This is a genomic window from Kitasatospora sp. NPDC050463 (genome assembly GCF_040655255.1).
Taxonomy (GTDB): domain Bacteria; phylum Actinomycetota; class Actinomycetes; order Streptomycetales; family Streptomycetaceae; genus Kitasatospora.
In genome coordinates, this window is the sequence record NZ_JBFAJO010000056.1 from 22,096 (window position 1) to 48,366 (window position 26,271).

Consider the following 26,271-nt stretch of genomic DNA (forward strand, 5'->3'; position numbering starts at 1 on the left):
CCGGCACCGCGTCTCCTACGAACCCCCGAGGAGCCGCTGCGATGCAGCATGCCCTGGCACAGCCCTGCCTCGATCCGCCACTTCCTGCCGTCGTCCGCTTCGCAGAACGGCGGCGACGATGAGGAAGACTGCGGGCAGCTTCCTCAGCCTCGTCGCGGCCGGCCCTCTGGTTCTGGCCCTGCCGATCGTGGTCGCTGCCGCCGGGAGCGCCTCCGCCACCTGCGTCCCTGGCAGTGATTCACAGCCTGTGGATACCGCCGCCGTCGCTCAACAGGTGAAGGCGATCCTGAACGGATCGAGCCCGCTCAGCGCTCCGGGCGTCGCGGGGCTGGACAAGCCGGCCGAGCAGATCCCCAACGCCCAGGCCATCCAAGCCACCGGCATCGCGATGCACATCCCAGTCCGCGGGCAGGTCGTCGCGCTGGCGACCGCGCTCCAGGAGAGCGGTCTGCGGAACATCAACTACGGCGACCGCGACAGCCTGGGCCTCTTCCAGCAGCGACCGTCGCAGGGCTGGGGCACACCGGAGCAGATCATGCAGCCGGTGTACGCCTCGACGAAGTTCTACGACGGCCTCCAGCAGGTCTCCGGCTGGCAGTCGATGACGATCACCCAGGCCGCCCAGGCGGTACAGCGAAGCGGCTACCCGGACGCCTACGCCAAGTGGGAGCCGTTGGCGACGGCGTTGCAGCAGGCCATCGCACCGCTGCTGGCCAACCCCGGCAACGGCTCGAACCCGTCACCGTCGCCGACCGCGAGCCCGTCCCCGGCCACCCCGTCTCCCACCGCCCCTTCGGCGGGCGGCGGTTGCTCGACCGCGAGCGGCGACGGCAGCGGCTTCGGGACGATCCCGCCCGGCACCCTCCCTGAGGGCTACGCGATCCCGGCCGACGCACCGCCCCAGGTGCAGACCGCGATCCGTTGGGCGCTCGGTCAGCTCGGCACGCCCTACCAGTGGGGCGGCTCGTGCACCGACTCCCACGGCACCGACCCGATGGGCCGGTGCGACTGCTCCTCGCTCATGCAGATGGCCTACAAGGCCGCTGGGATCACCTTGACCCGGACGACCTACACGCAGGTCACCGAGGGCACCGCCGTCTCCGCCGGCGCCCTGAAGCCCGGCGACCTGCTGTTCACCCGGGGTACCGCCCTGCGGCCCGAGCACGTCGGGATGTTCATCGGCGGCGGGCTCGTCGTGCACGCCCCCAAGACCGGTGACGTGGTCAAGGTCTCGACCCTCGCCTCCTGGCAGGCGGACATCCTCGCTGCCCGCCGAGTCCTCTGACCGGCGCTCTCTCTCCTTCTTCCCCTTTCTCTTCGGTGCACCTTCGCGTGCCCGCATTCCCCTGGAGTTCTCATGACCTACCTCGCCGATGCGGTCACCCAGCTCGCCTACGACCCGGGCATCCAGCCCAACGAGGGCGGCCTGCCCGGCCTCTCGGTACTCAAGCAGGTGATGGGCTCGCTGAACCTGTTCGGCATCATCGCGGTGGTCGGCGCGCTCGCGGTCAGCGCGGGTGTGTGGGCCTGGGGCCACCACTCGGGCGGCCACCAGGCCGAGGCCAACGGCAAGAAGGGCGTACTCGTCAGTGCGGGTGCCGCGCTGCTGCTGGGCGCGGCAAACGGTGTGGTGGCCTTCTTCTCCGCACTGGGCAGCCAGGTCAAGTGATCATGCAGAAACGTTCTCTCTCCTCTGCTTCCCGCAGCGGGAAGTCCGGCGGCGCCCTCGTGCGCCGCCGGGCGCTGCTGGGCACCGTGGTCCTGGTGGCGCTCGTCGCCCTGGCCGGCCTGTTCTCCTACCTCACCCGCGACAACCGGGAGCCGTCCAACCACTCTTCCGCACAGCCGACTTCGCCCGCTACCACCTTCGCGCCGGCTTCGCCGTCGGCTCTGCCGAGCGGCCGGTCGGCAGCTCTGCCCTCGCCGCCGGACACCCGTGACCCGATCGCATTCGGGAAGTCGGCGGCGGTGGCCCTGTGGTCGTACGACACCCGCGCGTACTCCCAGCCCGAGCTGGTGGCCGCGCTCCACCGGTGGCTGACGACCGAGGGACAGTACGTCGACGCCGACTCGGTCGAGCGCCAGGTGCCCTCGCCGATGCTGTGGGGGCGGATGGCCGACTCCGGCCAGTTCGCCACCGCGACCGCGGCCGAGGCGCACTTCCCCGACAGCTTCACCCGCGCGCTGCAGGCCGATCCGGGGGCAATCACCCAGGCGTACGTCTACGCCGTCACCGTCTCCGGCAAGCAGTCGATCGCCTGGAACGGCTCGCCCCAGGGCGGCGCCGAGGACCGCTCGGCCACCCTCGCGGTGCAGTGCCGCCCCGACCGTCCCTGCGCTCTGGTCGGCGTAATGCCGTCCGTCGCGCCCTGACACCACGAAGGAGGTGCCCTTCGTGGGCGTCTGCGACATACCCCTGATGAGCCAAGTCTGCACCGTGGTCGACGCGGTCAGCTTCGTCTCCAACCCCGGCAAGTCCATCACCGACGGCATCGGCGCGTGGATCGCCAAGAGCATGGGCGAGCTGGCGGCCAGCGCCACCGACCTCGCCGCTCGCGCGGTCGACCAGACCACCGCCATCGACCTGAGCGCCCCGTGGTTCAGGGACAACTACCAGCTCATCCTGCCGATCGGGCTGATCCTCACGGTGGGCACGTTCTGCGCCCAGCTCATCCTCGCCGCCTGGCGCCGGGACGAACGCGCCCTCGCCCAAGCCGCCTGGGGCACCATGACCGGCGTCCTCTTCTCCTTCTGCGCGATCAGCTTCACCGCCGTGGCCGTCACCACGGTGGACGCCCTGTCCGCCGGCCTGTTCAAAGCCGCGAACACATCGGTGGACAACGCGGTCAGGCGCCTGGTCAAGGTGTCCGAGCTGGGAGCGATGTTCCCCCTCGGCTGGGCGATCCCAGCACTGGTCGCGGTCGGCTGCGCCATCGGGGCGTTCCTGTACTGGGGCGTCATGGTCGCCCGCAAGGTCGGCGTCCTGGTCCTGGTCGCGCTCGCCGCGTTCGCGGGCGCCGGCGGCGGCTGGGAGGTGGCCAAGCGCTGGCGGCGCGGCTGGATCGAGGCGACCGCCACCCTGGTGGTCAGCAAACTGCTGATGACCGTGGTCTTCCTGGTGGGCGTCTCGGCAATCGGCAAGACGGACGCCAAGGACGGCCTCGGCGCGCTGTCCGACGCCATGGCCGGAATCGTGATCATGGTGCTGGTGCTGCTCTGCCCCTACGCCGTCTACAAGTTCGTCCACTGGGCGACCGACGGCGGCGGCCACGACGACCTCCACCGCACCGGCGTCGCCGGGATGGCCGTCGCGGCAGGAGCGACGAAGACCGCAGGCAGCCTCGCGATGCAGATGGGCACCGGCACCCCCATGCCGCAGGGGCCGAGCCAGGTCCCCGGCATGGACGGGGGCGGTGCCGGCGGCATCGACCCGACCGGGCGCATCAGCAAGGAAGGCATCGACGCCGGCCCCGCCCAGCAGCCGACAACCTTCCGCTTCGGCGAGGACCCGAGCGCGCCCGGCGACCGCGGACGGGCCCTGGTCACCCGGCCCGGCATCCCTGCCCTGGTCACCCGCCCGTCCTCCGAGGGCGGCGGCGGACAGCCGCAGGCCGAAGGTGGCGACGCACAGGCCGCCGCCACTCCGGGCACCGGGGGCTTCTTCACCGCTGGCACCGTCGCCCCGCCGGGCACGGGTTCGCCCGCACCCTCGGCCCCGGCCACGCCGGCTCCCTCGGCCCCGGCCACGCCGTCGCCGTCGGCTCCGGCTCCGGAAGGCCCGTCGGCCAGCGGACCGCCTTCCACCGGGACCTCCGCGCCGGACCCGGTCAGGTTCATCTACCCGCATCAGCCACCCGCGTCCGGTTCCTGACCGAACCACCACCCGGGGTGGGCCGCGTCCTGCGGCCCACCCCGGCCCCACCACCCTTTCCCTTTGCCGAAGGAGTCCGGCCATGAAGTCCAGAAGAGCGCCACGCCCCCGCCCACCGCCCGCACGCTCACCCCCTCTGGAACCTCGATGTCCTCAATCCCGAAGCCCGACGCTCCCGCGTCGGTCAAGTTCCCGCACCGCAGCCGCCGTGGCATCCTCCTCGGCCTCAGCGCCTCGCAGCTGATCACCGTCTCGGCCACCGGCCTGCTCCTGCTCGCCGTCCTCGTCACGCGCGGCGTCGTCGGCGCGCTCCAGCTCATACCCCTGTGGGCCGGTGTCGCCGCCTTCGTCCTCATCCGCTACCGGGGCCGCACCCTGGCCGACTGGGCACCGATCGGCGTCCGGTACGCGCTCCGCCGCTTCCGGGGCCAGCTGATCTGGCTCGCCCGCCCCTCCCGACGGCCGGTACGCGAAGGACTGCTGCACCTGCCCGGCAGCGCGGCCAGCCTGCGCGTCCTCACCGCCCCGGACCGCCGCTACGGCGCCGTCCACGACCCGCACGCCGGTACCCTCACCGCCGTCGTGAAGGTCAGCAGCCGCGCGTACGCCCTGCTCGACCCCGGCACCCAGAACGCCAACGTCAACGGCTGGGGCCGCTCTCTGGCCGCGTTGGCCCGCACCGGCCACGTCGCCCGCATCCAGGTGATCGAGCGGACCGTCCCCGACTCCGGCGACGCCCTGCGCCGGTACTGGGAGGAGCACGGCAAGCCCGACGCCCCGCTGGCCGGCGCCCTCTACTACGAGCTGATCCGCGGCGCGGGCCCGGCCGCCGCCCCCCACGAGTCCTACGTCGCCATCGCGCTGGACTTCAAGGCCGCCCGGCGGCTAATCAACCAGGCCGGCGGCGGCCTGATGGGAGGCTTCAGCGTCCTCGCGCAGCTGACCTCGGCGTTCGAGCAGTCCGCCCGGACCGCCGGGCTCAACCCGAACGGTTGGCTGTCCGCCACCGAGATCGCCGCCGTCGCCCGCACCGCCTACGACCCCAAGGCCCTTGCTGCACTGGACCGCTGGTCCGAGGACGGCCGCCCGGCGGCCGACCCGGCAGCGGCCGGTCCGGTGGTCGTGGTGGAGAAGGCCGACCACATCTCGACCGACTCCGCCCACCACACCACCTACTGGGTGGAGAACTGGCCCCGTACCGAGACCAGCCCCGGGTTCCTGCACCAGGTGATGTTCGCCCCCGGCGTGCGCCGCACCGTCTCCCTCGCCTACGAGCCGAAGGACCTGGATGCCGCGATGCGCGACGTCCAGCGCAAGAAGGCCAGCGTGATCGCCGACTCGGCCGAGCGCGCCCGCAAGGGCCAGGTCGCCTCCGAGGCCGACTCGGTCGAGTACCAGGACATCCAGGCCCGCGAGCGGCAGCTGATCGCCGGCCACGCCGACGTCGCCCTGACCGGCCTGCTGACCGTCTCGGCCGACACCGAGGAGCAGTTGCGCTCCGCGTGCGCGGTGGTCGAGACGGCCGCCGTCGGCGCCCAGCTCGACCTGCGCCCGCTCACCTGGCAGCAGGCCGAGGCGTTCACCGCCTCCGCCCTGCCGTTCGCCCTCGCCGCCTGATGCCGGCCACCCCCTTCACCGAAAGAGCACCCCCGATGCCGGCCACCACCGCCACCGCGCAGGACTTCGTCCCGTACGCGACCGCCGCGATCGACTTCCACCGCGCCCTGAACATCCCCGCAGGCCCGCTCGTCGCTTCACGGGCCGAGCTGGACTCCCTCCACGAGCACCTGGTCGCGCTGCATGGCCTCCTCGACGCGCATGCCCAGCGCGCCTCCCCGTTGCTGCCGGTCGAGGGCGATCACCTGAAGGCCACCCGCACCCGCCTGTGGCAGGCCGCCGAGCACCTCCACGCCGCATACCACTCCTCCCCCCGGCCGGGCACCGGCGAGGTCCCCGAGGCCGAAGCCTGCCGGGCCCGCCGCCCTGAAGGTGCCCCGGAGCTGAGCATCTGCCGCCGCCACCAGGAGGCCGCCCAGCTGGTCCGCCGCCGCACCACCCCCGCCGATCTGCACTCGCCCTTCACCGGCCTCGTCCGCCACTGACCCGGAATCCGTGATCATGCCCAGGAACCGCGCCACCGCCAGCCCCCTGTTTGTCCCCCGCAAGACCTCCCGCGCCCAGCAGCGCGCCGCACGGGCCGAGTTCGCCGAGGCCCGCACCAAGGCCCGCCGCGCCGAAGCCCCCTCGGAGCGAAAGGAGTTCGAGGGCGTTGACCCCGAACTGCAGGCCACCTACCCCGTCTCCGGCCGGCCCGGACGCGCCTCGGCACGCGGCGGAAAGCTCCGCCTGCCCAAGCACCGGATGACCACCGCCGTCGCGGGCGGCGCGTATCCGTTCCTCGCCGAGGCCGGACTCGGCTCCGAGGGGATCTTCATCGGCCGGGATCTCCATGCCGAGGGCAGCTTCAGCTACGACCCGTTCGCCCTGTACAACTCCGGCCGAATAGAGGGTTTCACCAACCCGAATGCGGTTTTGTGCGGGGTGATCGGAATGGGCAAGTCGGCGCTGGCCAAGTCGATCGCCACCCGGGCCATCGCCCACGGGTACAAGATCTACATCCCGTCCGACCCGAAGGGCGAGTGGTCGGCTCTCGCCGAGGCCCTCGGCGGCCAGACCATCGCGCTCGGCCCCGGCCTGCCCGGAAAGCTCAACCCGCTGGACGCACCCGCCCGGCCCGCCGGGGTGAGCGAGGAGGACTGGACCAGCGAAGTCCGCAAGCGGCGCCTCCTGCTGCTGGCGAGCCTCGCGGCCACCGTGCTCAAGCGCGATCTGCTGCCGATGGAGCACACCGGGCTCGACGTCGCACTCGACCTGGTCGTCGCCGAGGCCGAGGCCGCGGGCACCGTGCCGTTGTTGGGCGATATCGCCCACGCCCTCGGTCGCCCCGAGCGCCTGGATGCCGCCCTCGGCGACGAGGCCGGCGGCCTCGGCCGGTCTGTCGACGACCTGGCGCACGCCCTGCGCCGCCTCGTCCACGGCGACCTCAGCGGCATGTTCGACGCGCCCTCGACCGTCAGCTTCGACCCGGACGCGCCGATGCTGTCGATCGACCTGTCGCGCCTGGGCTCCAGCGGCGACGACACGGCGCTGGTGCTGGCGATGACGTGCGCGAGCGCATGGATAGAGTCCGCGCTGGCCGACCCCGGCGGTGGCCGCCGCTGGGTGATCTACGACGAGGCGTGGCGGATCATGCGGCATGTCGGCCTCCTGGAGCGCATGCAGCAGCAGTGGAAGCTGTCGCGAGGCCTCGGCATCGCCAACCTGCTGATCCTGCACCGGCTTTCCGACCTTCTGTCCGCAGGGGACGCCGGATCGCGCGGCCGGGTCCTGGCTGAGGGCCTCCTCGCGGACTGCAGCACCCGGATCATCTACCGGCAGGAGCCGGACCAGATCGCGGCGTCCATGGTCCTGCTCGGCCTCACCGGCGTCGAAGCCCACGCCATCGCCGCTCTGCCCCGCGGGCGTGGCCTGTGGAAGGTGGCGGGCCTCAGCTTCATCGTGCAGCACCTCCTCCACCAGCGCGAGCGCCGTCTCTACGACACCGACTTCCGCATGGCGGCCTAAATCAACTACCCGTCAAATAAGCCGAGTTGAGGACAATCGTCGCACACCGGCCGCCCGCGCACCGTCTATACCGACCATTCCGAGCTGACGGAGGAGGACTTCACCGCCTTCGAGTCCCTGATGGCCGCCCAGCACATCGCCACGGGCAGCGGCCACGACGACACCTGGGAGCTGGTCCTCACCGCGGAGGGCTCGGACAGGAACGGGTGGTTGCACACCACCGGTGTCTTCCGCCCGGCTCCGGAGGAACGGCTCACCCGCCCGGCGCCTCTGGGCTACGTCGAGATGAAGTGCAGCCGGGATGGGAAGGCCCTGCCGGACACCCCGGCCGGGGCCGACCGGCAGAGGACCGCCGTCGCCCTCGCCCGCAGCACCGGCGGACGCCGCGGTGCCGGGGCCGAGGCGGCCCCCGCCGCACCGGCAGTGCGCCGCACTCGCTGACCGTTCGCGCCCTATGCGGCTACGGCACCGCAGGCAATGATTCCAACCGCCAACCGACTTGGGCAGGGACTTCACCATCATGAGCAACCTGGGCTACTGGGTATAGGAGGGGAGCCGTCGCAGGCCCGGCGAACTGGCGAGCGATCCGGCCCTGCTCCCCGACAACGCTTCGCCGCTCTACCGCCCGTCCCCTTCCCGGGTGCAGGCGCCTTCGTCGGAGAGCCTCGACCGCGCCACGCGCCGTCTGGCTGCCGCCGACGAGACGGAGTTCCCGAGCCTGTGCGGCCAAGTCGTCAGCAGCAGCTTCGGTATGGCCGACCAGCTCCACGAACTGCTCAGCGCTGCTGCAGATTGGTGCCGGGACCACGACGCGCGTCAGTACGGGGCCGAGTTGGAGACTCTGGCGGACCGAGTCGCTGACCTCGGCGAGGAGCAGCACCTCGTCAACGACAGCCTCGGCCGTGAACTTGTCTCCCAGAGCAACCGGCTGGCCGCCGCTGTCAGCCGGTCCCCCTCGCGTCCGCCTTGGCCCGCTCCCACCTCAGTGGCTCCGGCCGCCGCCCGGGAGGGCGTGCAGGGGCCGGCCCCGGTGCCCCGGAGCCGGCCGCCGATCGCTGCGGCCTCGCCCGGACGCCGCCGTTCGCCCTGACCGGCGCTACCACCGGATTGCGGCCCCGCCAAACCGGCGGATCTCCGCATCCTCGTTCTCGCCCCCTCACCGCCCGCCGGCCCCGGCGCTCCGCCAGGCCGCCCTCTCAAAGGAGAGCCCGTGGATCCCGACTGCGTAGCCGTGCTGTTCAGCGACAAGGGCGGAGGCATCAACGCCCGCGTCTTCGGGCCCTTCACCCCTGACAAGCCCGGAGACACTGCCAACCGCCAGCGCTACGCCGACATCACCGTCCCGCTCGAACAGCGGGGACTCGACTGCACCGTGGACTTCGGCCTCGACGACTACATCGTCAACGCGGAACTTCCCGACGGCAGCCATCTGACGATCTCGCCGGAGCAGTCCGACTACCCGGACGACACTCCTCCGGGCTGGCTGGTGACGCGCTCGAACCCCGACGACCCCGATCTGTTCGAGATCGTCTACGACAGCCAGGCCGGCGGCCCGGCGCAGTTCAACGCGGGGAGCGTTCCGCACCTGCTGGCCGGGGTCGACGCCCGCCTCGACGAGTTGGGTGTCGCGACACGGGAGCAGGCGGCGGCGCTGCAGCAGCGCGCCGCGTCGCTACTGCACCGGGCTGGCTTCGTCCCAGTCGTCCGCTTCCGCGACACCTACCACCGGCTGCCCGCTGCCATGGCTGATCCCGGCGAACGGCAGGCAGCGCTCGGCCGGGCTCTCGACCTCCTGCGCGACGAGGGGTACGGATACGCCTTCCCCGCTGACCTGCGCCCTGTGGATCCGCGACCCACCGCAGCCCCGCGCAACCAGCCTGGGGTCTCGCTGCCCTCGGTCGGCCGGACGATCGCCGAGGCCGGCCACACGCGGGAGGTCGTCGAGGCGCTCAGCGAGCTGACCGCCCCCGGCGACGGCGTCCAGGTGATCGGTGTCCTCGACCAGACCGCCGAGTGGTGGGCGGGCCTCGGCGGCGCCGCTGATCCGCACTACGCCGCGCGCCTGCGCTACATCTCCGAGCACGTCGGGGGCTACGTGCGGGAGGTCCGGGCGATGCGCGGCGACCTCGCCGACCGGCACGCCCCGCATCCCGGCCGCTCCCGGTCGGCACCCCCGCCCGTCCGCGCGACGGCCGCCGACGAGGCCAGAGCTGCCGCCGCCCTCGCCGCCTCCCCGACGGCAATCCGCACCCTCACCGGCCACCCCGCCGAGCCCGCCCTGGCTGCGGCTGCCGCCGCTGTGCGCCCGGCCGGGCCCCGCCGCTGACCACCACCGCCCGGAAGGAGCACGCACATGCCTTGTACGAGCAGACCCCGCCCCGTCAACCGACCACCGCCCGTGCCCCGAAGCGGAGCCCCCTCATGTCTGCCGATTCACCCGACCTCCTGCCCCACGTCGCCCTCGGCCACCACCCCGATCACGGCATCGTCGCGGCCCTGCCCACGCAGTCGGCCGCCGCCCAGTGGTTCCTGGAGCGGCTCGAGTTCCAGCCCGTCCCCGGCCACCCGAGCCTGTACACGTTGACCGACCAGCACCGCGAGCCGACCGAGCGGGCGGCCTGGGCCGCCAAGCTCCTCAACGGGGCCGGCTACCGCGTCGACACCGACCTGTCCCTTGCGCCCACGAACGCCACCGAAACAGCGCCGACGCGGATCGACGCGCCCCGCCAACCACCGGCCCACGAAGTGGACACGGGCCCTGACGTCGCCTTCGCAGAACACTCGCGGCTGGGCGTCGTCGCCGCCGTCGGCGGCAACCAGCCGCTCAGCCCGGCCGTCTTCCTGGAGACCGACGGCTGGCGCCACCACCGCGAGCTGGACATCTACCTCGCCCCGCCGGCCGCCACCCGGGCGCAGTCCCTCGACGCGGTGGCCAGGACCACGGTGGCGTTGCAGCGGGGCAACTACCAGGTGGCGATGCATCCGCAGCTCGCCGACTCCGTCGCCGCCCGCAGGGCCCCGGCCAGCGAGGCATTCACCACGCGCAGGTTCCGCGTCGACGAGGCCGCGCTCGCCAAGAGCCCGGCGGCCCGCTCGGTGACCACCGCGAAGGGCGCTGTTCCGTCGGGCCCGCCACCTACTGCAGCAGATCCGCGAGTTACCTTCGCCCGTGCCCGCTGACCCCAGACCGCCCCTAACCAGACGAAGGACCCGAGATGGCAGTGAAGAAGGTATGGAAGATCTCGCACTCGTGCGGGCACGAGAGCGAGCGTGACCTCGGTGACCGCCCGGCCGACCGCCGCGCCGGGTTCGCCGACTGGCTCGCCAAGCAGGACTGCACCGACTGCTGGCGGGCGGCGAAGGACGGAGGCGAAACCGACAAGGCCGCCTGGCTGGAGGCGAAGCGCGCCGCCGAGCAGGCGGAGTCGGACGCCTGGTCCGAGCAGTACCGGATGCCGCCGCTGGAGGGCACCGACCGGGGCCGGGCCTGGGGCGTGCGCTGCCGCCACCAGCTCCTGGCCGCCGCCTACACGGTCCTCGTCCTGGAGGACGGCCTGTCCGAGACTGACTGGGAGCAGATCGAGGAGCGGGCCCGTACGGTCACGCGCGCCGGCTGGTGGATCGACCAGCGCGCGTCCGAGCCCCGCGACCTGGAGGAACTGCTGGACGCAGCAGTGGACGCGGACCGGCCGACCGAGAACCCCTTCGTGTGACGTGCCGGTGCCCTGCCACGGCGCAGGGCACCGGCCACAGCACGGCGTCGCCACGCCGACACCGGCCTGCTCCCGGCCGGCGGCTTCTACCACCGAACCTCGGCCAGGCCAAACCGCCGGATCTGCGGATCCTCTCCTTGCCAGCCCGCCCGCCGGGCCCCGCCGCCCGTCCGAGAGGGGACGCCGTGATCGCCCATCTGCAGCGCGCCACCACCACGGCCGCGCTGATTCCCGCCCTCTACGGGCACGATGACCCCCGCTACCGCTTGCGGCCCCGGCTGATCGGTGCCGACTACCGCGGAGCAGGGAAGCAACTCCCCCTCTTCGGCGACCCGCAGGAGGTCCTCGGCGGCGGCGTCCTGGACGCCCCGGCCGCCCGGATCGGCTCCCGGGCACCCGAGCGCCCGGTGTGGTTGTGCTCCGTGCGCTCCGACCCGCGCCACCCCGACCTGACCGACGCCCAGTGGGCCAACGTCGCCCGGCGCCTGGTCACCGCGACCGGGCTCGCCCCCGCAGGCGACCCGAACGGCTGCCGATGGGCCGCGATCCGGACCCTCGACCGCTCGGTGCACATCGTCGCCACCGTCGTCCGCGAGGACGGCGGCGTGCACAGCACCTACCGGGACGCCTTCCACGCGCAGGCCGAATGCCACCGCATCGCCGCCGACCTCGGCCACCTCAACCGATCGGCACCCTCCGTCACCACTGCCAAGGACTACCGCATGCCCACGCCCGTGATCGCCATCAGCCTCGAACCGAGCGGCAGTGTCGTCGCCAAGGGCTCCGCCGACGACCTGTCCGCCGCGCTGCTCAAGCACGCGGGGTTCAAGCAGATCGAGGACTGGCACGGCCGACGCCACCGGCTTCCCACCACCACCGCCCGACCCGACCGTGCCGCCATCGCCACCCACGCGGCAGAGATGCTGCGCGCCGCCCGGTACGACGTCGACCTCGACCCCCAGCTCGACATCGAGCCGCTCAACACCGCAGGGCAGCAGCTTCTCCACCTCACCGACCAGCTCCGCGCCGCCACCGAGTTCGACGAACTCGCCGGCGTGCTCGACAACCTGCTCGACCCGGACGACGGAGCGCTCGTCCGCCTTCAGGAAGCCCTGGAGATCGCGTCCGAGCAGATCACTGACCTCGACGCCGAGCAGTACGAACTCTCGGACCGGTTCGGCGTCGCCTCCGATCACCTCGTCGCTGCCCAGGCCGAACTGGCCGGGGCTGTCGACGAGGTGCAGGGCGCCAAGTCCCACACCGCAGGTGCCGCCGACCATCGGGCGTCCGCCTCCTACTCAGCCGCAGTCCGCGCCGCCCGCGCCACCTCGCCGGCCGTCGCCGCCCGCGGTATGAACGCCACCGCGGTGCCCGAAACCGCACCACCGTCCGTAGCGGGGCCCCGGACACCGGTCCGCACGCGGTGACCACCCCCCTACGTCTCAGAGGAGTTGGCTCGATGCCTGAGCACTACCCGTCGATCGGTGAGGCGTTCGGGGCCGCGATGCGGCACAACATCCGCCTCGCCCACGGACCGGATCCCGACCCGCCCCTCCAGGTCCGGTACTTCCCTCCGCCCTCCGTCGACCCCTACTCGATGCCGGGCATGATCTCCCGGCTCGAAGTGACGGCCAGCCCCCAGGACGTCGCCGGGATTGTCGAAGAGACGACCAGCGCCCTCGTCGGTCCGGTGCCGCAGCTCACCGAGCTGGTCGCCGCGTCCGCCGACTGGGCCAGGGCCCGGCTCGACTTCGACGCTCCGCACAGCAACCACGCCTTCGAGGTGTGGACCCGACTGGCCTCCGCCCACCGGATGCTGTCGCAGGTCCAGGAGGATCTGGAGGCCGCTGTCGACGGCATCGCTGCACTGCCCGAGGAAGTGAGCGCCTCCCGGAACCACGACTTCGTCCAGGTCCTGCGGACCCGGGAGCTGCTGCACGACGTGATGGGGGCCGGCCGTCCCGCGAACGACCCCGAGGCGAAGCGGCGGCAGGCCGCCATCACCGGATCGCCCAATGCCCCCGCCCCGTCCGGCGTCCGACCCGCTGCACCGACCGCAGCGCCTTCCCCCCACGTCGGCGGGCAGACTCTCGGCCGCACTCGCTGAGCCCTACCCGACTCCCGGCCCTCTCCCGAACAGGAAAGCTCCATGTACTCCGCGCTCACTCCCGCACCCGTGGTCACGTTCACCCGGGATTCCCAGGGCAACATCACTGCCGACGCCGACTTCAACCCCGGTCTGGTCGCCGAACTCCTCGCGCATGCCGGCTTCACCGGCGACGCCGACATCCCCTTCGAGTTCCCTTCCCTTCCTGCTGATCTGGGGCTCGAAGCGACACGCCAGGCGCTCGCCTATGCCAACCACATGCTCAGCGCCGCCCGGTACGTGACCACGATGCCGCCCGAGCTGAAGACGATCCACGGCCACGCCGAGCGGTTCACCTACCGGCTCAGCCCCACCGAATCCCTCGAAGCCGATATCGAGGAGCTCTCCGACTCTCTGTACCGCTGCGAGGACGTTGCCGACATTGCGCGCATCGCCGACACGATCTTCAACGAGGGCGAGGGCGTCCTGGTCGCCGTCGAGAACTTCGCGCGGACCGCCGCACACAAGCTGGCCGCCTTCGACACCGAGGAGGCCGGAGCCATCGCCGACCAGTTCCTCAGCATCTCCCGGCGTCTGGACACCATCACCTCGGTCTACGGCTTCATCGGCGAGAACCTCCTCGACCTCCACGACAACGTGTCCGCCGACCAGCCGTCCGCTGTCACACCTCCGGCCGCCACCAGCTGAAACGTTCCCTCTAGATCCGCAAGGAGCAGGCCCGTGAACCGCACGAGAGCCGAGCGCGCCCCGCCCCTGCCCGCTCGCACACACCAGGAACCCCCTTGCCTGCCCCGCGTACCAGCGCGCCGTCGACCACTTCCGGGTCCGACGCGCTCCTCTACCTCCTCTTCGGCGTCCTCGGCGCCGCACTGGCCTTCGGCTCCCTCGCCTGGGTGACCGGCAACATCGCCAACGCCCTTGTCGGCAGCGGCCCGTGGGCCCCGTTCCGCGCCACCGACGCCCTGCTCCACCCCGACGTGCTGTGGCCGCAGCTGAGCACCACCGCACTGCTGGTCGGCACCCGCGTCATCCCCGGCCTGCTCACCATCGTCCTGACGATCACGGGCCTGGTGCTGTGGATGCGCTGGCGCGGCGGCGCGAAGACCGGCCTCGCCCGCAAGGCAGACCTTGCCCCGCTGCTGGACAAGGAAGTCACCGCGAAGGCCCGCAGCCTGCGCCCGAGCCTGAACGACCGGGAGTGTAAAAGAGGTCGAGCCGAACGACCGGGGCATCCTGGTCGGCACGCTCTCCCCCGGCAAGGCCGAGGTCCGTGCCTCCTGGGAGGACGTCCTCGTCGCCATCATGGCGCCGCGCTCTGGTAAGACCTCCGGACTGGCGATCCCGGCGATTCTCGCCGCACCCGGTCCTGTTCTGCTCACCTCGAACAAGGCGGCGAACGACGCCTACACCACCACAGTGGACGCCCGGTCGAAGGTGGGCACCGTCTGGACGCTCGACCCGCAGCAGATCGCCCACCACCCACGCGAGATGTGGTGGGACATCCTCGCCGACGCCCGCGACCTCGCCGGCGCGAAGCGACTCGCTGGGCACTTCGTCACCGCCAGCGTGGACGAGTCCAGCGGCTCGGACTTCTGGTCGACCGCGGCGAGCAACACGCTCGGCGCCCTCTTCCTCGCCGCCTCCAGCCACTGCCGCCCGATCACCGACGTCCTTGCCTGGCTGGCCTCTCCGGCCGACCGCACCCCGGTCGACCTGCTCGCCGATGCCGGCCACCACGCCGTCTCCGCCCAGCTCCAGGGCACTGTCTCCGGCGCGACGGAGACCAGGGACGGCATCTACGAGACGGCCAGGCAGTACGCCAGCTGCCTGCTGGACCCGGAGATCGCCGCGTGGGTCACCCCCACCGAGGGCCTCCCGGAGTTCAAGCCGTTCGACTTCGCCACCTCCCGCGACACCTTGTACCTGCTCAGCAAGGACGGCGGCGGCAGCGCCAGCGCGATCATCGCCGCTGCGGCCGACGCGGTGATGCGGGCGGCCGTGATCGTCGCAGAGCGCTCCGGCGGACGCCTCGACCCGCCCGCGCTGTGCGTCCTCGACGAGGCCGCCAACGTCTGCCGCATCAGCGACCTCCCGGACCTCTACTCCCACCTTGGCAGCCGGGGCGTCATCCCGATGACCATCCTGCAGAGCTACCGGCAGGGCCAGCGCTGCTGGGGAGAGGCCGGCATGGACGCCCTCTGGTCCGCCGCCACCGTCAAAGTGATCGGCAGCGGCATCGACGACGCCGACTTCGCGGACAAGCTGTCCCGACAGATCGGCGAGCACGACGTCCAGACCACCTCGGTGTCGACGAGCGACGGCGGCAAGTCCACCTCCGTGTCGATGCGCACCGAGCGCATCCTGCCGCCGGACGCCATCCGCGCGCTGCCCAAGGGCAAGATCCTTCTGTTCGCCACCGGCATGCGGGTGGCGATGCTCGACCTCAAGCCCTGGTACAAGGAACGGGCCGCCAAGGAGATCGGCCCGGCCTCGGCCCGCGCCACCAAGGCCATCACCGAGCGCGCCCTCGCCAAGGCCGGCGCTGACCGCGACAACTTCGGTCTGGCGTCGTGAGCACCCGGCGCACCACCAGCCGGTGGCCCGACCGCCTGTCCAAGGACACGGAGCCCGATCCTGCGTTCGCCGGACCGAGTTGGCGCCACGTGCGGCGCGGCACATGGGTTTACCAGAACGGCCCCGGGGCTGCCCGTGTGCAAGCGGGCCTGCTGGACGACGGGAGCTGGTTCCTGGATCTGTGGTCAGCACAGAACCGGCTGCTCGCCCGCGGTTCGGCCACTGCCGGCGAGGTCGGCGCACTCGCCCCAGTGCTCGCCGCCAACGCCGCCCGCTGGGCACCGCCGTCGGGCCGTGAAGCCTCGCAGCGCCGCTTCGCCGAAACCGTCGAAGCACTGCGCAACGGCAGCCGGTCCGCACCTGACGAGGCCAGGGTCCACGCGGCCACCGCCGCCTCGCCCAGCGGCGCCCTCCCCGGACCATCTCCCGCCCCGGCCGTTCCACCGCCGCCCGCACGCCCGGCGCCACCATCCGCCGCCCGCCGCTGACCCTCCCCTCCCCCACCGAAGGTCTTCCCCCGATGCCCGTCACCACCCCGCCTCCCGCTGACGGCCTCCGGGTGTCCGCACCCGGCGAGCCCGCGCTTCGAGTGCTCTCGCTCGGGGCCGGAGTCCAGAGTTCTGTCCTGCTGCTCCTGGCCGCCGAGGGCCACCTGCCCGGTCTCGACCTGGCGGTCTTCGCCGACACCGGCTGGGAGCCCCGAGCCGTCTACAAGCACCTCGACCGACTCGAACGGGAGATCGCCGAACCGGCCGGGATCCCGATCCTGCGAGTCTCCTCCGGCAACATCCGCGACGACGCCCTCGACCCGGCCAAGCGCTTCGCCTCGATGCCGCTGCACATCCTCAACCCCGATGGTGGCGAGGGCATGTCACGTAGGCAGTGCACGGGTCAGTACAAGATCCGGCCGATCAAGGAGAAGGTCCGGGAGCTGCTCGGCTACCCGCACCCGCAGCGGATCCCGCCCGGGGTGTTCGTCGAGCAGTGGATCGGCATCAGCGTCGACGAGTTCCACCGGGCGAAGGACGCCGACGTCGCCTACATGAAGAACCGTTTCCCCCTGATCGAGCGGGGCTTCTCCCGCTCGGACTGCCTGCGACTGCTGCGCTCGCGGGGCTTCGGATCGACCCCGAAGTCGGCCTGCCTGGGGTGTCTTATGTGGAATCTGACCTGGCTACGGTTACGGGTCATGGTTCTTGTGATGTGGAGCAGGTTTCCGCTGCTGGCGAGGCATGAAGAGGGCCGACGGTGGCTGCAGTTCACGGCCAACATCGGACGGGCTGACAACACCGTCGACGCCTACGGGCGAGCTGTGGAGGATCATCTGCGGTTCTGCGCACTGGTCGGTGCAGACCCGTTGACGATCCGCCCGGACGTGGTGGCCGCCTGGATCGGCGACATGCTGGAGCGGCCGAACCCGCGTGCCGCGAAGGTCGTCCACCTGGACTCCGGCGCCGGATTGGCCAACGCGACGATTCAGCAACGGGTCGTGGCCGTCCGCTCGTTCTACGACTTTCTGGTAGAAGACGGCCTGCGCGAGCGCAACCCGGTGCGCCGCGGCCAGTCCGGCAGGGGCGGACGCCGGCCCAAACAGGGGCTGGTCCGCCGTGTCGAGCAGGCACCGTGGATACCGAACGAGACCGGTTGGCAGGCGGTCCTCGACGCCGCACACGCGATGCCTCTGCGCAACCGGCTGATGCTGGCTCTGGCCTACGACGGTGCGCTTCGGCGTGAGGAACTGGTGCAGCTCGATGTCGGCGACTTCGAACCCGCCTACCGACTGATCCATCTGCGGGCGGCCACCACGAAGTCCAAGCGATCCCGGGAGGTCGCTTACGGGGACGCCACTTCGCAACTGTTCGCCGCGTACCTGAGCGAGCGCCGGACGTTGTTCGGCCGCATCGACGGGCCGTTGCTGCGGAGCGTGTCGCGGCGCAACTATGGTGCAGGACTGGGACTTTCGAGCTGGTCGAAGGTCGTCGAAGGACTTGCCGACAAGGCCGGCGTGTCCCGCCTGTCGACGCATACTTTCCGGCATCTGCGGCTGACCGACCTCGCCCGCGCCGGATGGACGATCGACCAGATCGCCCTCTACGCCGGCCATCGCGACCTGTCGACCACGATGCGCTATATCCACCTCAGCGGACGGGAACTGGCAGCCAAGCTGCACCGCGCCGCCGCCTCGATCCAAATCGACCGCGAGCGCCTGCTCGCCACCCTGACGGAGCAACGATGACCGTCCCCGCCCGCCTCCCCGTCCACGGCGAGGTCGTCTCCCAGCTGGCCGAGATCTGCGCGGCCATCAACGGCGAGAACCCCGAGCTAACGGACAACGAGAAGGCCGCGCTGGCCCGCGTCAGCGACTTCGCCCACATCAACGTACGCTTCGCCAGCCGTACGGCCCTGGCCCGCCTCATCGACCCCGTCGAACAGATCGGCCAGGTCTGGTCCACGGATCGGCAGACAGTGTCCGCCCGATCGTGGGCGGAGCAACAGACCGTCGCCGCCCGTCATCTCCTGCTCGGCGAAATGCACCGCCAGCAGAGCGCCTACTGGGCTTGGAAGGAGGAGGTCTGGGTCACCCTGGCGACCTCGGAACAGTCCGCCAACCAACACGCCCGCTTCCAACTCATCGCGCTGGGAAACCTGCTCGGTGGACACCGGCGACTGCACCACCGAGCGCGCGCCACCCATCTGAAGAAGATCGCGGACCTGGTCTTCGGCACCGACGCAGTCCAGCCGGCACTGGACGACGTGGCCGCAACGATGAGCCAGTGGGAAGGCTCCCCGAAAGCTCTTGCCCAGGCGATGGTCCCCGCGACCGTCGACGTCCTGCTCAGCTGCGGCAGCCCTCGACTGGAAGACGTCACCGACGAGAAGCTCCGCGAACTGGTCGCGGACAACCGAGAGACCGGGAAGACCCGCCGCCACGGCGTCTTCAAGCTCTCCCGCATCCTGGCGGCCAAAGGACTGATCGCCGAACCTCTGACCAGCAACCACCACAACCGGGGCCCTCAGCCCGAGACCCTGGCCACGGTCCCGCCGGAGTGGCTGGAATGGGCAATGCGCTGGCGGAAGTTCTCCACCCACGAGGCCGGCACGATCCGCTCGATGTTCTCGGTGATCCTGATCGCCGGCCGCTGGGCAGTCGAGAAGCACCCGGAGGCGCTGACCCCGGACCTTTGGACGCGCGACATCGCAGCCGAGTACGTCGCCGACACCCTGCACGCCGTGATCGGCCAGTGGGCCGGACACAACCGCAACAAGTCCCGCTGGGGCCAAGAGCTCTCCGCAGTGGGCAAGGCCCAGCGCATCGACAGCATCCGCGGGTTCTTCGCGGACCTGATCGAGTGGGAGTGGATCAACGCGCGGTTCGACCCCCGCCGGGTGCTCAGCCTGCCGCTGTCCATCCGCGCCGGCATGGGCCCCAACCCCCGCATCATCGACGACGCCTCCTGGGCCAAACTCATGGCCGCCGGACTCACCCTCACCTCCGACGACCTCCTGGCCTACGGCACGCCCGCGGCCAAGGCATCCGGTTGGCACAGCAACTACTACCCGATCGAGATGATCCGCGCGCTGGTCGGCGTCTGGTTGTTCGGCGGCCTGCGCGTCGACGAGATCCGCCGCCTGGAACGGGACTGCGTCGACTGGGACGAAGGAACCGACGACACCACTGGCGAGAACTTCCGGATCTGCCTGCTGCGAATACCGCAGAACAAGACCTCCGGAGCGTTCACCAAGCCGGTCGACCTCTTGGTCGGCGAACTCATCGAAGCTTGGCAGGCCGTGCGCCCGCCCCAGCCCGACCTCGTCGACCGGAAGACCGGTCGACTGCGCCAGCACCTGTTCTGCCACCGGGCCCAACTCATCGGCAAGGCCTACCTCAACGACAAGATCATCCCGATCCTCTGCAGCAAAGCCGGCATCCCCGAATCCGACTCACGCGGAGCCCTGACCAGCCACCGCGCCCGGGCCACCATCGCCACCCAACTCCTGAACGCCCGCGAGCCGCTATCTCTCGCCGACCTGCAGCAATGGCTGGGACACAAGCACGCCGCCAGCACCCGCCATTACGCCGCGATCCTCCAGCGCACACTGACAGCCGCCTACCGCAAGGCGGAATATTTCGCCCGCAACGTCCGCACCATCCAGGTCCTCATCGACCGCGACGCCATCTTGACCGGCGCCGCAGCAAGCGGAGACCAGCCCTGGAAGTACTACGACCTGGGCGAGGGCTACTGCAGTTACGACTTCTTCGCCAAGTGTCCGCACCGCCTGGCCTGCGCCCGCTGCCCCTTCTACGTCCCCAAGGACTCCCGGCGCGGACAACTGCTCGCGGTCAAGGACGGCATCGAGCAGATGCTCGAACAGCTCAACCTTACTGAGGACGAACGCGAAGCCCTCGAAGGAGACCGCGCCGCCGTCGCCGCCCTGATCGATCGCCTCGCCGACATCCCGACCCCGGCCGGCCCCACGCCCAAGGAGATAGCAACACAGCCTGCCTTTATCCCACTCGCCGCCCTCACCAGCAGCCTCCCCCCAGCGACCGGCCAGCTCAATACCGAGGAGACCGAATGAACGGCTCCAGGCCGGAGCTGGAGCCGCTCGGACCTAACGACCCGATATCAGCGGTCAGCAGCCAGGAAACTGCTGACAGCCTTTCGGAAGCCACCTGGATCCTCCACCCATGGCAGGTGACCGGCTTCAGCCAAGGTCACCCGGGACACATCGGGAAGCGCCTGTTCCAGCGAGTCCACCGAACTGCGCGGTCGAAGGTCCTCTGCACCATCGACGATGAGGACCGGCACCTGCAGAGCCTCGCACCTCACGCGCAGCTCCGGAGCATCCCACGCTCGTATTTCCGCGTTGATGGCCGCATTGCACTCGAAGTTGACTCCGAACCAGGGGGTGGCCATGTGCTCGGCGTGTGCCAGCGCCCGGTGGTCCTCCGCGAAGTCCGTCGACCACTGCAGCACGCAGAGCTCGCGGTCCTCATCCTCGGTCCGCTCTCTGTTGTTGAGTTCCGCCCACCTGCCGAGTCGATCGCCCAGCCGTTCCCGGAGCCTTTGCTCGTGCTCGTCGCGCCAGGTTGTCCTCGGGTCGATGCCGGTACCGGAGACGTAGACGACGCTGCTCACCCGCTCTGGGAACCTGATCGCGTACTCCAGCGCCAGCTGAGCCCCCCAGGAGTGGCCAAGCAGGGCAATGCGAGCCAGGCCAAAGTGCGACCGGACCGCATCCAGATCCGCCAACGACCGCTTGACGGAATAGGGCCCGCATCGTTGCGACCGCCCGGCTCCCCGCTGGTCCCAGCGATACACGGCGAACTTGTCGACGAGCAGCCCCGCCACGTCATCGAGAGTGTCCCAAAGGCCAGGGCCACCATGGCAGAAGACGACCGGACCACCATGGCCCGCCTTTTCCGCCCACAGTCGAACGCCGTCGTCCGCCACCACCGCTTCGTCCATGTCTCCAAGTCTGGCGACGCCAGCCGCGCAGTTACCCAGGGCTCTGGGCATCGTTACCAGATATTCGCAATAACGTGCCCGTACCACGGCAACGCCCAGTGGCGGGCGCTGCGGGACGGTTCGCCCGAGGAGTGGAAGGACGTCGTCGCTTTCGACCACGCGATCCGGGCGGGCAACGCCAGGGCGACCGCCGAGGGCTCCCCACTGCTCGGCCAGGCATACCTGCACCGCAGCCGCCGCCCGCTCGACGAGGCGCCGGTCGACCGAGTCACCGCGTATGAGTGGTCGGGCCGCCAGGGCGACATCTTCGACGCCATCGCCGACGCCGAGATGGAGAACGGCGAGGCCGACGGCTGCTCCCCGTGGTCCTGCCGGTCTGGTGCTCCTGCGGTAGGCAACCTCGCGCTCGCTGCTTAACCCCTGTCGAGTCCTGGAGTTGACCATGTTCGAAAGCACTTCTTCGTCTCCTGTCCCCCACTCCGAGCGGCTGGCCGGCTCTCCGGTCGTCCGTCGGGGTGGCCAGTGGTGGCTCGTCACCAGTACCGGGTCGATCCTGGCGAACGACCCGAGTTTCACCGGTGAGCTGGATCGCTTCGCCGCCGCCATGGCCGCCGCCGACCGCGAGGTCGCCCGGATCCGGGACGAGCGGGCAGCCGCCCGGAAGGAGGGACCGTGATGGACGCCCTGCTCAAGGGTGAGCAGGCCGTCCTCGGCGCGGTCCTGCTCGACCCGGCCCAGCTCGACAGGCTGCCCTGGCTGACGCCAGCCGACTTCTACCGACCGGCCCACCAGGCCCTCTTCGCCGCGATGCGGACGATCAACGCCAAGGAACTGCCTACCCGGGAGGCGGACGGCACGGTGCCGATGTCCTGGCTGACGGGCACCGTCACCGAGGCCGGCCACCACGTGCGCGGGCTGAGCGCCTCGTACGCACACACCCTGATCGCCGCGTGCCCGCGTCCGAAGAATGCTCCGGTCTACGGCCGGATGGTGCTCGAAGGCTCCATCCACCGGACGGTGACGGAGCACGCCGTTCGCCTGGAACACGTCGCCCGGGTCGATGCCGAGCAGCAGCAGGTCGACGGCGTGCTGCACCACGCCGACGTCCTGGCGGGTGTGCTCGGCGATCTCGCCCGCCGCTGGGGCACCGAGCCCCGTCCACTCGCTCCGGCACCCACCGCTGCGGGACTCGCGCAGGCGACGCCGTCGCCCGTCGCACCCGCGCAGGCCGAGGACGAGCAGTTCCTGCTGGCCGTCCTCGTCAGCCAGCCCACGGCGATGGCCGAGGTCTATGACTGGCTGCGGCCTGGCGACTTCGCCGAGCCCGGCAACGGCCAGGTCTACCGGTGTCTGGGGGCCCTCCACCACCGGGGCGAGCCGATCGACGAGGTCACCGCCCTGTGGGAGGTCCAGCGGCGCGGCCTGCTGACCAACGGCACCCTCTCGCACGAGCACCTCGACAGCGTCTTCGGCGGGCCGGGAGCAGGCTCGGCCGAGTGGCTGGGCGACCGGGTCATCCGCTCCTCGGTCGTCCGCACCGCCGCCGGGGCCGCCACCACGATCAGGTCCTTGGCCGAGAACGAGGCCATGGCACCCGGCCGTCTCATCGGCCAGGCCCTGCATGCCCTCGGCCCGCTCGACGAGGTGCACGCCCGCTGGCGCACGGCCAACGGGCGCCCTTCCCCAGGCACCGATAAGGCCGGCCCGGCGGAACCCTCCGATCCTGCGGCCCGGGTGCACGCGGCGCTGGCCCGCAGCTCCCCACGGCCAGCGACCGCGAAGGCCGCCCCGTCGGCAACTCCCCTCGCCCGGTCGGGCACCGCACCACACCGCCGCACTTCTCCCTCCTTCCACCCGCGGAGCACCCCGTGAACAGCCCCCTGTCGGAGACCCTGCTGCTGCACCCCGTTATGTGGGCAGACCGATGTCTCACCAGCGCTTTAGCAATCAGGGCGTCACCTGAGGACTTCACTCAATCGAGCGGGTGTCCGCGTCAGCCGTAGCGCTGTCGGTACGCGACCAGCGGCCTGAGGTGGAAGCACCGCGGTTCGTGTCGATCTTCCAGTCAATCGCCATCTCGGACTTCGGCCCCTCATGCTGGCCAGTCCGCCGGCGGCCGAGCCAGGCACGGAACGCGATCGCAACGAAGGTTGCGATCGCGGTGAGCATGGCCGCGCCAACCCCCGCAAGGGCCAGGGCGACTGCACACCCCAAGATTCCGATAAACACAACAGCGTCCAGAACGGCTAGGGCGGTCCCACTGTCCAGTCGGCCGCTCTTCTTAGCTCGGGTCACCCCGGTCCTCCTAATCGTCGGTAGATCTGCACTCATCGACTAGGACGTATGGGGACACGGAAAATAACCAGGACGCACTGGGGCCTCCTAACCGTCAGCTCGGCTAGGAGGCCCCTTCAGGCTTCCTTAGGCAAGCCTAACCGTCCGAGCAGGTGGCACGCCCTCTCGACGCGAGATCGAGAAGCCTGCACGAGCCACAGCAATGACGGTGATTCTTGCTTCAAGGAATAGTGCGAGAACTGCTACCTCATCCGTCCTCCAATGTTAGATCTTCCGCTGGATCGGTAAGTTGATGTTAGCTCCAAGGCCATTGACCCACCTCCCTAGTCATTCGCTCTTCCAATACGTCGACCGAGTTGCCGCACAACTGTGGCAGGCATTGCCTCCCACAGACCCGCGCGCAGCGACTATAGATAGTTTTCAACATAGTCGCGAGCGTCCTTACTGCCGAGTGCTGCCGCACACCTAAACCAAAGGGCTGCCGCCTGTTCGCCCTGGCGCATTTCGACCAATTCAGCTAGTCGAAGCATGGTGTATGCAAGCTCTTCTTTTTCTGGCGAGTCAGATTCATTGAGCTCAGCCAGAAGCACGTCAATCTCACACTCAACAGTCCTTTGAGCGTAAGGTGCGATCTCCCACAACAGATCAACAGGCGCGCGGTCCGCCGGGCGGGGCCCGGCCGCCCCCCTGCGGCCGGACACCTCCTCTGCCTTGACCAGGCAGATCCCTGCCCTGAGGTCGTTGACGAGATTGCCTGCTGCTGCCGCCCCGGGGCGGAGCCCGGTCGCTGGCTTGCGACCGGACTCCGCCTTCACTTGGGCTGAGCGGTGACCCTTGAAGAAGAATAGGTCAACGGCAACCTTCCAAAACGAGACGCTTCTCGAAGGAAGCCCTTCCAGGCCGTATCCTTCGCTATTCAAGCTCATGCCGGCCCTCCTTAAGTTTCCAATCTCGATGCGCCAAAGCGGTGCGGAGCTGCTTTGTGGCCATTTGGTGATATTTGTGTGCCATTGTGTAGCTCATCCTGAGCTCTTCGGCGGCCGCTTTGACTGTATAACCTTCGATATCAACCAGGATTGCCAGGTGACGCTCCCGAGCCCCCAGGCTCTGGAGAGCCTGGCGAACCTCTTCGTCACACAGGTCTATCTGCGTTTCGACGCCCTCACATGCCTTGTCAAAGTCCTGCAGATCGTCGACCTGGACTTCATATGGCCGCACTCTCTTCTTTCTGAGCCAGTCAATATGAAGTCGACTCAGCGCCGTGCGAAGATAAGCAACCGGGTTATCGATCGGCTTGATCGGCGCCCGCGCTTTCCAGACCTTCTCGTACGTTTCCTGGATGAGATCGTCGGCGTCGTCGGGATTTCCTGTTAGGTAACGGGCTCGGGCATAGAGCTTGCCGTCCTCCCTCGCTTGTTGTGCCCAGTTCGGGAGACCTTCGTCAATGGTCGCCGATTGATAGGGCTCGACTTTTTCTGACCTCTCCAAGTCACTCCCGTCGGGTGGTCTCGTGAGTCCATTGCCCAAGGGTTGGAGAGGTACTGGGGGCTGGGTCCGCTGTGGGGGCGGCGGCTGGTCTGGGGAACTCCCGGTGCGAGCGGGTGGTCGCATCGGCGGAGCTCCTTTCGGTCGTGGCGGCTTCTGCTGTGCACCGCTGGCGGCGGCGACTGCAGGAGGCTGGACTGTGGGCCTCACTGACCTAGACGTATGGCGGTGCCGAAAATCACCACCTAGCAACTCGCGACGGCAGTACCCGATTGAGCGAGCCTCCTGACCTGCGGTGATGCCTCGTCAGGTGACCGGTTCGACCGAACCGGGGTGTCGAACGGGTAGAGCTGTGACTGCCGCGGACCGGGCGAGGGCGTCCCGAAGAGCACAGTTGTCCAGGGTCAGCGCCTGGACTTGCTGAGCCAGGGCGTCAACAGATCGACGAAGACACTGGATCTCCTCATGCCGGGCGCGCTTGGCCTCGCGGAGTTCCCCTTTGAGCTCTCGAACTTGCTCTCGCAGCGTCGCCGGGGCATCGGGGTCGGTGGTGCGCTCCTCGATCTTGCTCCGGAAGCGTTCGAGGAGTTCTGCGGCGCGATAGGCCGTTGCCCGGCTCACCCCGGCTTCCCGCGCCAGGGAGGCGACGGTGAGGCTTCCATCGCTGCGGATCGGCTCGTCGGCCAGAAGCCGGTCCATCGCGGCTTCCAGGGCCGCTGCGACGTCCTCGATGGTGCTCATCCTGTCTTCTCCTGCCCGGCCTGGGCCCGCATGCGGCCCATCTGCTCGATCTGCTGCTGCAGTGCTGCCCGCTGCAGCGCGGTGATCGGCCGGATCGCCAAGAGGCCGCGGGCGTCCGCGTTCACCACATCGATTGCCTCCTAGTGCCGGGGCAGCACGCAGGAGTTGGGGCACTTCGCCGGCTGGCAGTGGTTCATCACCGGCTCCGTGCCCGGCCTCCGGGATAGACAAAGCGCGGTGGACGCCTCGAAGTAGCAGTCGTTCGGCATGCCGGGGTAGTAGGTTCGCGCCGGGCTGACCAGCATCGACCGCAGCCGAGCGGCATCGACGACCTTGCCGGGGAAGTCCCCGAGCTCCTCGCGGATGCGCCCGAACTCGGCCGCCAGGGCT

At 70.1% G+C, this 26,271-nt stretch carries 26 protein-coding genes and 2 pseudogenes; 22 read left to right on the forward strand and 6 right to left on the reverse strand.

Annotated elements, in window-relative coordinates; translation table 11 throughout:
- Positions 1 to 118 precede the first annotated feature (118 nt).
- The 19 genes and pseudogenes from AB0J08_RS29150 (at position 119) to AB0J08_RS29240 (ending at position 20,470) form a co-directional block, all read left to right on the forward strand.
- Complete coding sequence (locus tag AB0J08_RS29150) at positions 119 to 1,285, forward strand: C40 family peptidase (RefSeq protein WP_360640719.1); 1,167 nt, start codon at positions 119 to 121, stop codon at positions 1,283 to 1,285.
- A gap of 72 nt (positions 1,286 to 1,357) precedes the next feature.
- Positions 1,358 to 1,669 carry a DUF6112 family protein gene (locus AB0J08_RS29155; protein WP_360640721.1) on the forward strand — a complete coding sequence of 104 codons (312 nt, stop codon included), beginning with the start codon at positions 1,358 to 1,360 and terminating at the stop codon, positions 1,667 to 1,669.
- Positions 1,670 to 1,671: 2 nt separating this feature from the next.
- On the forward strand, positions 1,672 to 2,373 hold the full coding sequence (locus AB0J08_RS29160; protein WP_051966948.1) for a hypothetical protein: 702 nt from the start codon (positions 1,672 to 1,674) through the stop codon (positions 2,371 to 2,373).
- A 46-nt stretch (positions 2,374 to 2,419) separates the two neighbouring features.
- A complete protein-coding gene (locus tag AB0J08_RS29165; RefSeq protein WP_360640723.1) occupies positions 2,420 to 3,871 on the forward strand; it encodes an ATP-binding protein in 1,452 nt (483 codons plus the stop codon).
- Positions 3,872 to 4,018: 147 nt separating this feature from the next.
- Positions 4,019 to 5,488 carry an SCO6880 family protein gene (locus AB0J08_RS29170; RefSeq protein WP_360640725.1) on the forward strand — a complete coding sequence of 490 codons (1,470 nt, stop codon included), beginning with the start codon at positions 4,019 to 4,021 and terminating at the stop codon, positions 5,486 to 5,488.
- A gap of 35 nt (positions 5,489 to 5,523) precedes the next feature.
- Complete coding sequence (locus AB0J08_RS29175; protein WP_360640727.1) at positions 5,524 to 5,973, forward strand: DUF6238 family protein; 450 nt, start codon at positions 5,524 to 5,526, stop codon at positions 5,971 to 5,973.
- A gap of 16 nt (positions 5,974 to 5,989) precedes the next feature.
- On the forward strand, positions 5,990 to 7,495 hold the full coding sequence (locus AB0J08_RS29180) for an ATP-binding protein (protein ID WP_360640729.1): 1,506 nt from the start codon (positions 5,990 to 5,992) through the stop codon (positions 7,493 to 7,495).
- A 120-nt stretch (positions 7,496 to 7,615) separates the two neighbouring features.
- Positions 7,616 to 7,936: a hypothetical protein gene (locus AB0J08_RS29185; protein ID WP_360640731.1), complete on the forward strand. Its 321-nt coding sequence runs from the start codon at positions 7,616 to 7,618 to the stop codon at positions 7,934 to 7,936.
- Positions 7,937 to 8,705: 769 nt separating this feature from the next.
- The gene (locus AB0J08_RS29190) at positions 8,706 to 9,821 is read left to right on the forward strand and encodes a hypothetical protein (protein WP_360640733.1); all 1,116 of its coding nucleotides are present in this window, start codon (positions 8,706 to 8,708) and stop codon (positions 9,819 to 9,821) included.
- Positions 9,822 to 9,916: 95 nt separating this feature from the next.
- Positions 9,917 to 10,675 (forward strand): hypothetical protein, encoded by a 759-nt coding sequence (locus tag AB0J08_RS29195; protein WP_360640735.1) that lies wholly within the window; start codon positions 9,917 to 9,919, stop codon positions 10,673 to 10,675.
- A gap of 35 nt (positions 10,676 to 10,710) precedes the next feature.
- Positions 10,711 to 11,208 (forward strand): hypothetical protein, encoded by a 498-nt coding sequence (locus AB0J08_RS29200; RefSeq protein WP_360640737.1) that lies wholly within the window; start codon positions 10,711 to 10,713, stop codon positions 11,206 to 11,208.
- 185 nt (positions 11,209 to 11,393) lie between these two features.
- Complete coding sequence (locus AB0J08_RS29205) at positions 11,394 to 12,635, forward strand: hypothetical protein (protein ID WP_360640739.1); 1,242 nt, start codon at positions 11,394 to 11,396, stop codon at positions 12,633 to 12,635.
- 32 nt (positions 12,636 to 12,667) lie between these two features.
- Positions 12,668 to 13,315, forward strand: coding sequence for a hypothetical protein (locus AB0J08_RS29210; protein WP_360640741.1), 648 nt, complete (start codon positions 12,668 to 12,670; stop codon positions 13,313 to 13,315).
- A gap of 42 nt (positions 13,316 to 13,357) precedes the next feature.
- Positions 13,358 to 14,002 (forward strand): hypothetical protein, encoded by a 645-nt coding sequence (locus tag AB0J08_RS29215; RefSeq protein WP_360640743.1) that lies wholly within the window; start codon positions 13,358 to 13,360, stop codon positions 14,000 to 14,002.
- 95 nt (positions 14,003 to 14,097) lie between these two features.
- Positions 14,098 to 15,889 (forward strand): annotated as a pseudogene (locus tag AB0J08_RS29220) (TraM recognition domain-containing protein).
- 137 nt (positions 15,890 to 16,026) lie between these two features.
- Entirely contained in the window at positions 16,027 to 16,377 is a 351-nt protein-coding gene (locus AB0J08_RS29225) for a hypothetical protein (RefSeq protein WP_360640745.1), read from the forward strand.
- A 137-nt stretch (positions 16,378 to 16,514) separates the two neighbouring features.
- Positions 16,515 to 17,042: pseudogene (locus tag AB0J08_RS29230) on the forward strand (hypothetical protein); the annotation flags it as partial.
- A gap of 246 nt (positions 17,043 to 17,288) precedes the next feature.
- The gene (locus tag AB0J08_RS29235) at positions 17,289 to 18,125 is read left to right on the forward strand and encodes a site-specific integrase (protein WP_360640794.1); all 837 of its coding nucleotides are present in this window, start codon (positions 17,289 to 17,291) and stop codon (positions 18,123 to 18,125) included.
- Positions 18,122 to 20,470, forward strand: coding sequence for a tyrosine-type recombinase/integrase (locus AB0J08_RS29240; RefSeq protein ID WP_360640747.1), 2,349 nt, complete (start codon positions 18,122 to 18,124; stop codon positions 20,468 to 20,470). The genes AB0J08_RS29235 and AB0J08_RS29240 overlap by 4 nt, the downstream gene beginning before the upstream one ends.
- A 47-nt stretch (positions 20,471 to 20,517) precedes the next feature.
- Here AB0J08_RS29240 and AB0J08_RS29245 read toward each other — a convergent pair whose 3' ends face one another.
- On the reverse strand, positions 20,518 to 21,411 hold the full coding sequence (locus tag AB0J08_RS29245; protein WP_360640749.1) for an alpha/beta hydrolase: 894 nt from the start codon (positions 21,409 to 21,411) through the stop codon (positions 20,518 to 20,520).
- Between AB0J08_RS29245 and AB0J08_RS29250 the strand changes: the two genes are divergently transcribed.
- Genes AB0J08_RS29250 through AB0J08_RS29260 form a run of 3 tightly spaced genes read left to right on the forward strand, consistent with a single transcriptional unit; the run spans position 21,301 to position 23,232 of the window.
- Complete coding sequence (locus tag AB0J08_RS29250) at positions 21,301 to 21,777, forward strand: hypothetical protein (protein WP_360640751.1); 477 nt, start codon at positions 21,301 to 21,303, stop codon at positions 21,775 to 21,777. The genes AB0J08_RS29245 and AB0J08_RS29250 overlap by 111 nt on opposite strands.
- A 25-nt stretch (positions 21,778 to 21,802) precedes the next feature.
- Positions 21,803 to 22,036 carry a hypothetical protein gene (locus AB0J08_RS29255; protein WP_360640753.1) on the forward strand — a complete coding sequence of 78 codons (234 nt, stop codon included), beginning with the start codon at positions 21,803 to 21,805 and terminating at the stop codon, positions 22,034 to 22,036.
- Complete coding sequence (locus AB0J08_RS29260; RefSeq protein WP_360640755.1) at positions 22,036 to 23,232, forward strand: DnaB-like helicase N-terminal domain-containing protein; 1,197 nt, start codon at positions 22,036 to 22,038, stop codon at positions 23,230 to 23,232. Before AB0J08_RS29255 ends, AB0J08_RS29260 begins: the two co-directional genes overlap by 1 nt.
- A gap of 96 nt (positions 23,233 to 23,328) precedes the next feature.
- Here AB0J08_RS29260 and AB0J08_RS29265 read toward each other — a convergent pair whose 3' ends face one another.
- The 5 genes from AB0J08_RS29265 to AB0J08_RS29285 all read right to left on the reverse strand — a co-directional run bounded on the left by AB0J08_RS29265 (position 23,329) and on the right by AB0J08_RS29285 (position 26,009).
- Entirely contained in the window at positions 23,329 to 23,529 is a 201-nt protein-coding gene (locus AB0J08_RS29265; protein ID WP_360640757.1) for a hypothetical protein, read from the reverse strand.
- 533 nt (positions 23,530 to 24,062) lie between these two features.
- On the reverse strand, positions 24,063 to 24,581 hold the full coding sequence (locus AB0J08_RS29270; RefSeq protein WP_360640759.1) for a hypothetical protein: 519 nt from the start codon (positions 24,579 to 24,581) through the stop codon (positions 24,063 to 24,065).
- Positions 24,568 to 25,143, reverse strand: coding sequence for a sigma-70 family RNA polymerase sigma factor (locus tag AB0J08_RS29275; protein WP_360640761.1), 576 nt, complete (start codon positions 25,141 to 25,143; stop codon positions 24,568 to 24,570). Before AB0J08_RS29275 ends, AB0J08_RS29270 begins: the two co-directional genes overlap by 14 nt.
- Positions 25,144 to 25,446: 303 nt before the next feature.
- Complete coding sequence (locus AB0J08_RS29280; RefSeq protein ID WP_360640763.1) at positions 25,447 to 25,881, reverse strand: hypothetical protein; 435 nt, start codon at positions 25,879 to 25,881, stop codon at positions 25,447 to 25,449.
- Positions 25,878 to 26,009, reverse strand: a complete 132-nt coding sequence (locus AB0J08_RS29285) for a hypothetical protein (RefSeq protein WP_360640765.1) — start codon at positions 26,007 to 26,009, stop codon at positions 25,878 to 25,880. The genes AB0J08_RS29280 and AB0J08_RS29285 overlap by 4 nt, the downstream gene beginning before the upstream one ends.
- Positions 26,010 to 26,271 lie beyond the last annotated feature (262 nt).

Excerpts from the sequence above, each read along its gene's own strand:
- AB0J08_RS29150 (WP_360640719.1), top strand. The coding sequence starts at position 119 with ATGAGGAAGACTGCGGGCAGCTTCCTCAGCCTCGTCGCGGCCGGCCCT.
- AB0J08_RS29155 (WP_360640721.1), top strand. The coding sequence starts at position 1,358 with ATGACCTACCTCGCCGATGCGGTCACCCAGCTCGCCTACGACCCGGGC.
- AB0J08_RS29160 (WP_051966948.1), top strand. The coding sequence starts at position 1,672 with ATGCAGAAACGTTCTCTCTCCTCTGCTTCCCGCAGCGGGAAGTCCGGC.
- AB0J08_RS29165 (WP_360640723.1), top strand. The coding sequence starts at position 2,420 with ATGAGCCAAGTCTGCACCGTGGTCGACGCGGTCAGCTTCGTCTCCAAC.
- AB0J08_RS29170 (WP_360640725.1), top strand. The coding sequence starts at position 4,019 with ATGTCCTCAATCCCGAAGCCCGACGCTCCCGCGTCGGTCAAGTTCCCG.
- AB0J08_RS29175 (WP_360640727.1), top strand. The coding sequence starts at position 5,524 with ATGCCGGCCACCACCGCCACCGCGCAGGACTTCGTCCCGTACGCGACC.
- AB0J08_RS29180 (WP_360640729.1), top strand. The coding sequence starts at position 5,990 with ATGCCCAGGAACCGCGCCACCGCCAGCCCCCTGTTTGTCCCCCGCAAG.
- AB0J08_RS29185 (WP_360640731.1), top strand. The coding sequence starts at position 7,616 with ATGGCCGCCCAGCACATCGCCACGGGCAGCGGCCACGACGACACCTGG.
- AB0J08_RS29195 (WP_360640735.1), top strand. The coding sequence starts at position 9,917 with ATGTCTGCCGATTCACCCGACCTCCTGCCCCACGTCGCCCTCGGCCAC.
- AB0J08_RS29200 (WP_360640737.1), top strand. The coding sequence starts at position 10,711 with ATGGCAGTGAAGAAGGTATGGAAGATCTCGCACTCGTGCGGGCACGAG.
- AB0J08_RS29210 (WP_360640741.1), top strand. The coding sequence starts at position 12,668 with ATGCCTGAGCACTACCCGTCGATCGGTGAGGCGTTCGGGGCCGCGATG.
- AB0J08_RS29215 (WP_360640743.1), top strand. The coding sequence starts at position 13,358 with ATGTACTCCGCGCTCACTCCCGCACCCGTGGTCACGTTCACCCGGGAT.
- AB0J08_RS29235 (WP_360640794.1), top strand. The coding sequence starts at position 17,289 with ATGCTGGAGCGGCCGAACCCGCGTGCCGCGAAGGTCGTCCACCTGGAC.
- AB0J08_RS29240 (WP_360640747.1), top strand. The coding sequence starts at position 18,122 with ATGACCGTCCCCGCCCGCCTCCCCGTCCACGGCGAGGTCGTCTCCCAG.
- AB0J08_RS29250 (WP_360640751.1), top strand. The coding sequence starts at position 21,301 with ATGGCCCGCCTTTTCCGCCCACAGTCGAACGCCGTCGTCCGCCACCAC.
- AB0J08_RS29245 (WP_360640749.1), bottom strand. The coding sequence starts at position 21,411 with ATGCCCAGAGCCCTGGGTAACTGCGCGGCTGGCGTCGCCAGACTTGGA.
- AB0J08_RS29255 (WP_360640753.1), top strand. The coding sequence starts at position 21,803 with ATGTTCGAAAGCACTTCTTCGTCTCCTGTCCCCCACTCCGAGCGGCTG.
- AB0J08_RS29260 (WP_360640755.1), top strand. The coding sequence starts at position 22,036 with ATGGACGCCCTGCTCAAGGGTGAGCAGGCCGTCCTCGGCGCGGTCCTG.
- AB0J08_RS29265 (WP_360640757.1), bottom strand. The coding sequence starts at position 23,529 with ATGCTCACCGCGATCGCAACCTTCGTTGCGATCGCGTTCCGTGCCTGG.
- AB0J08_RS29270 (WP_360640759.1), bottom strand. The coding sequence starts at position 24,581 with ATGAGCTTGAATAGCGAAGGATACGGCCTGGAAGGGCTTCCTTCGAGA.
- AB0J08_RS29280 (WP_360640763.1), bottom strand. The coding sequence starts at position 25,881 with ATGAGCACCATCGAGGACGTCGCAGCGGCCCTGGAAGCCGCGATGGAC.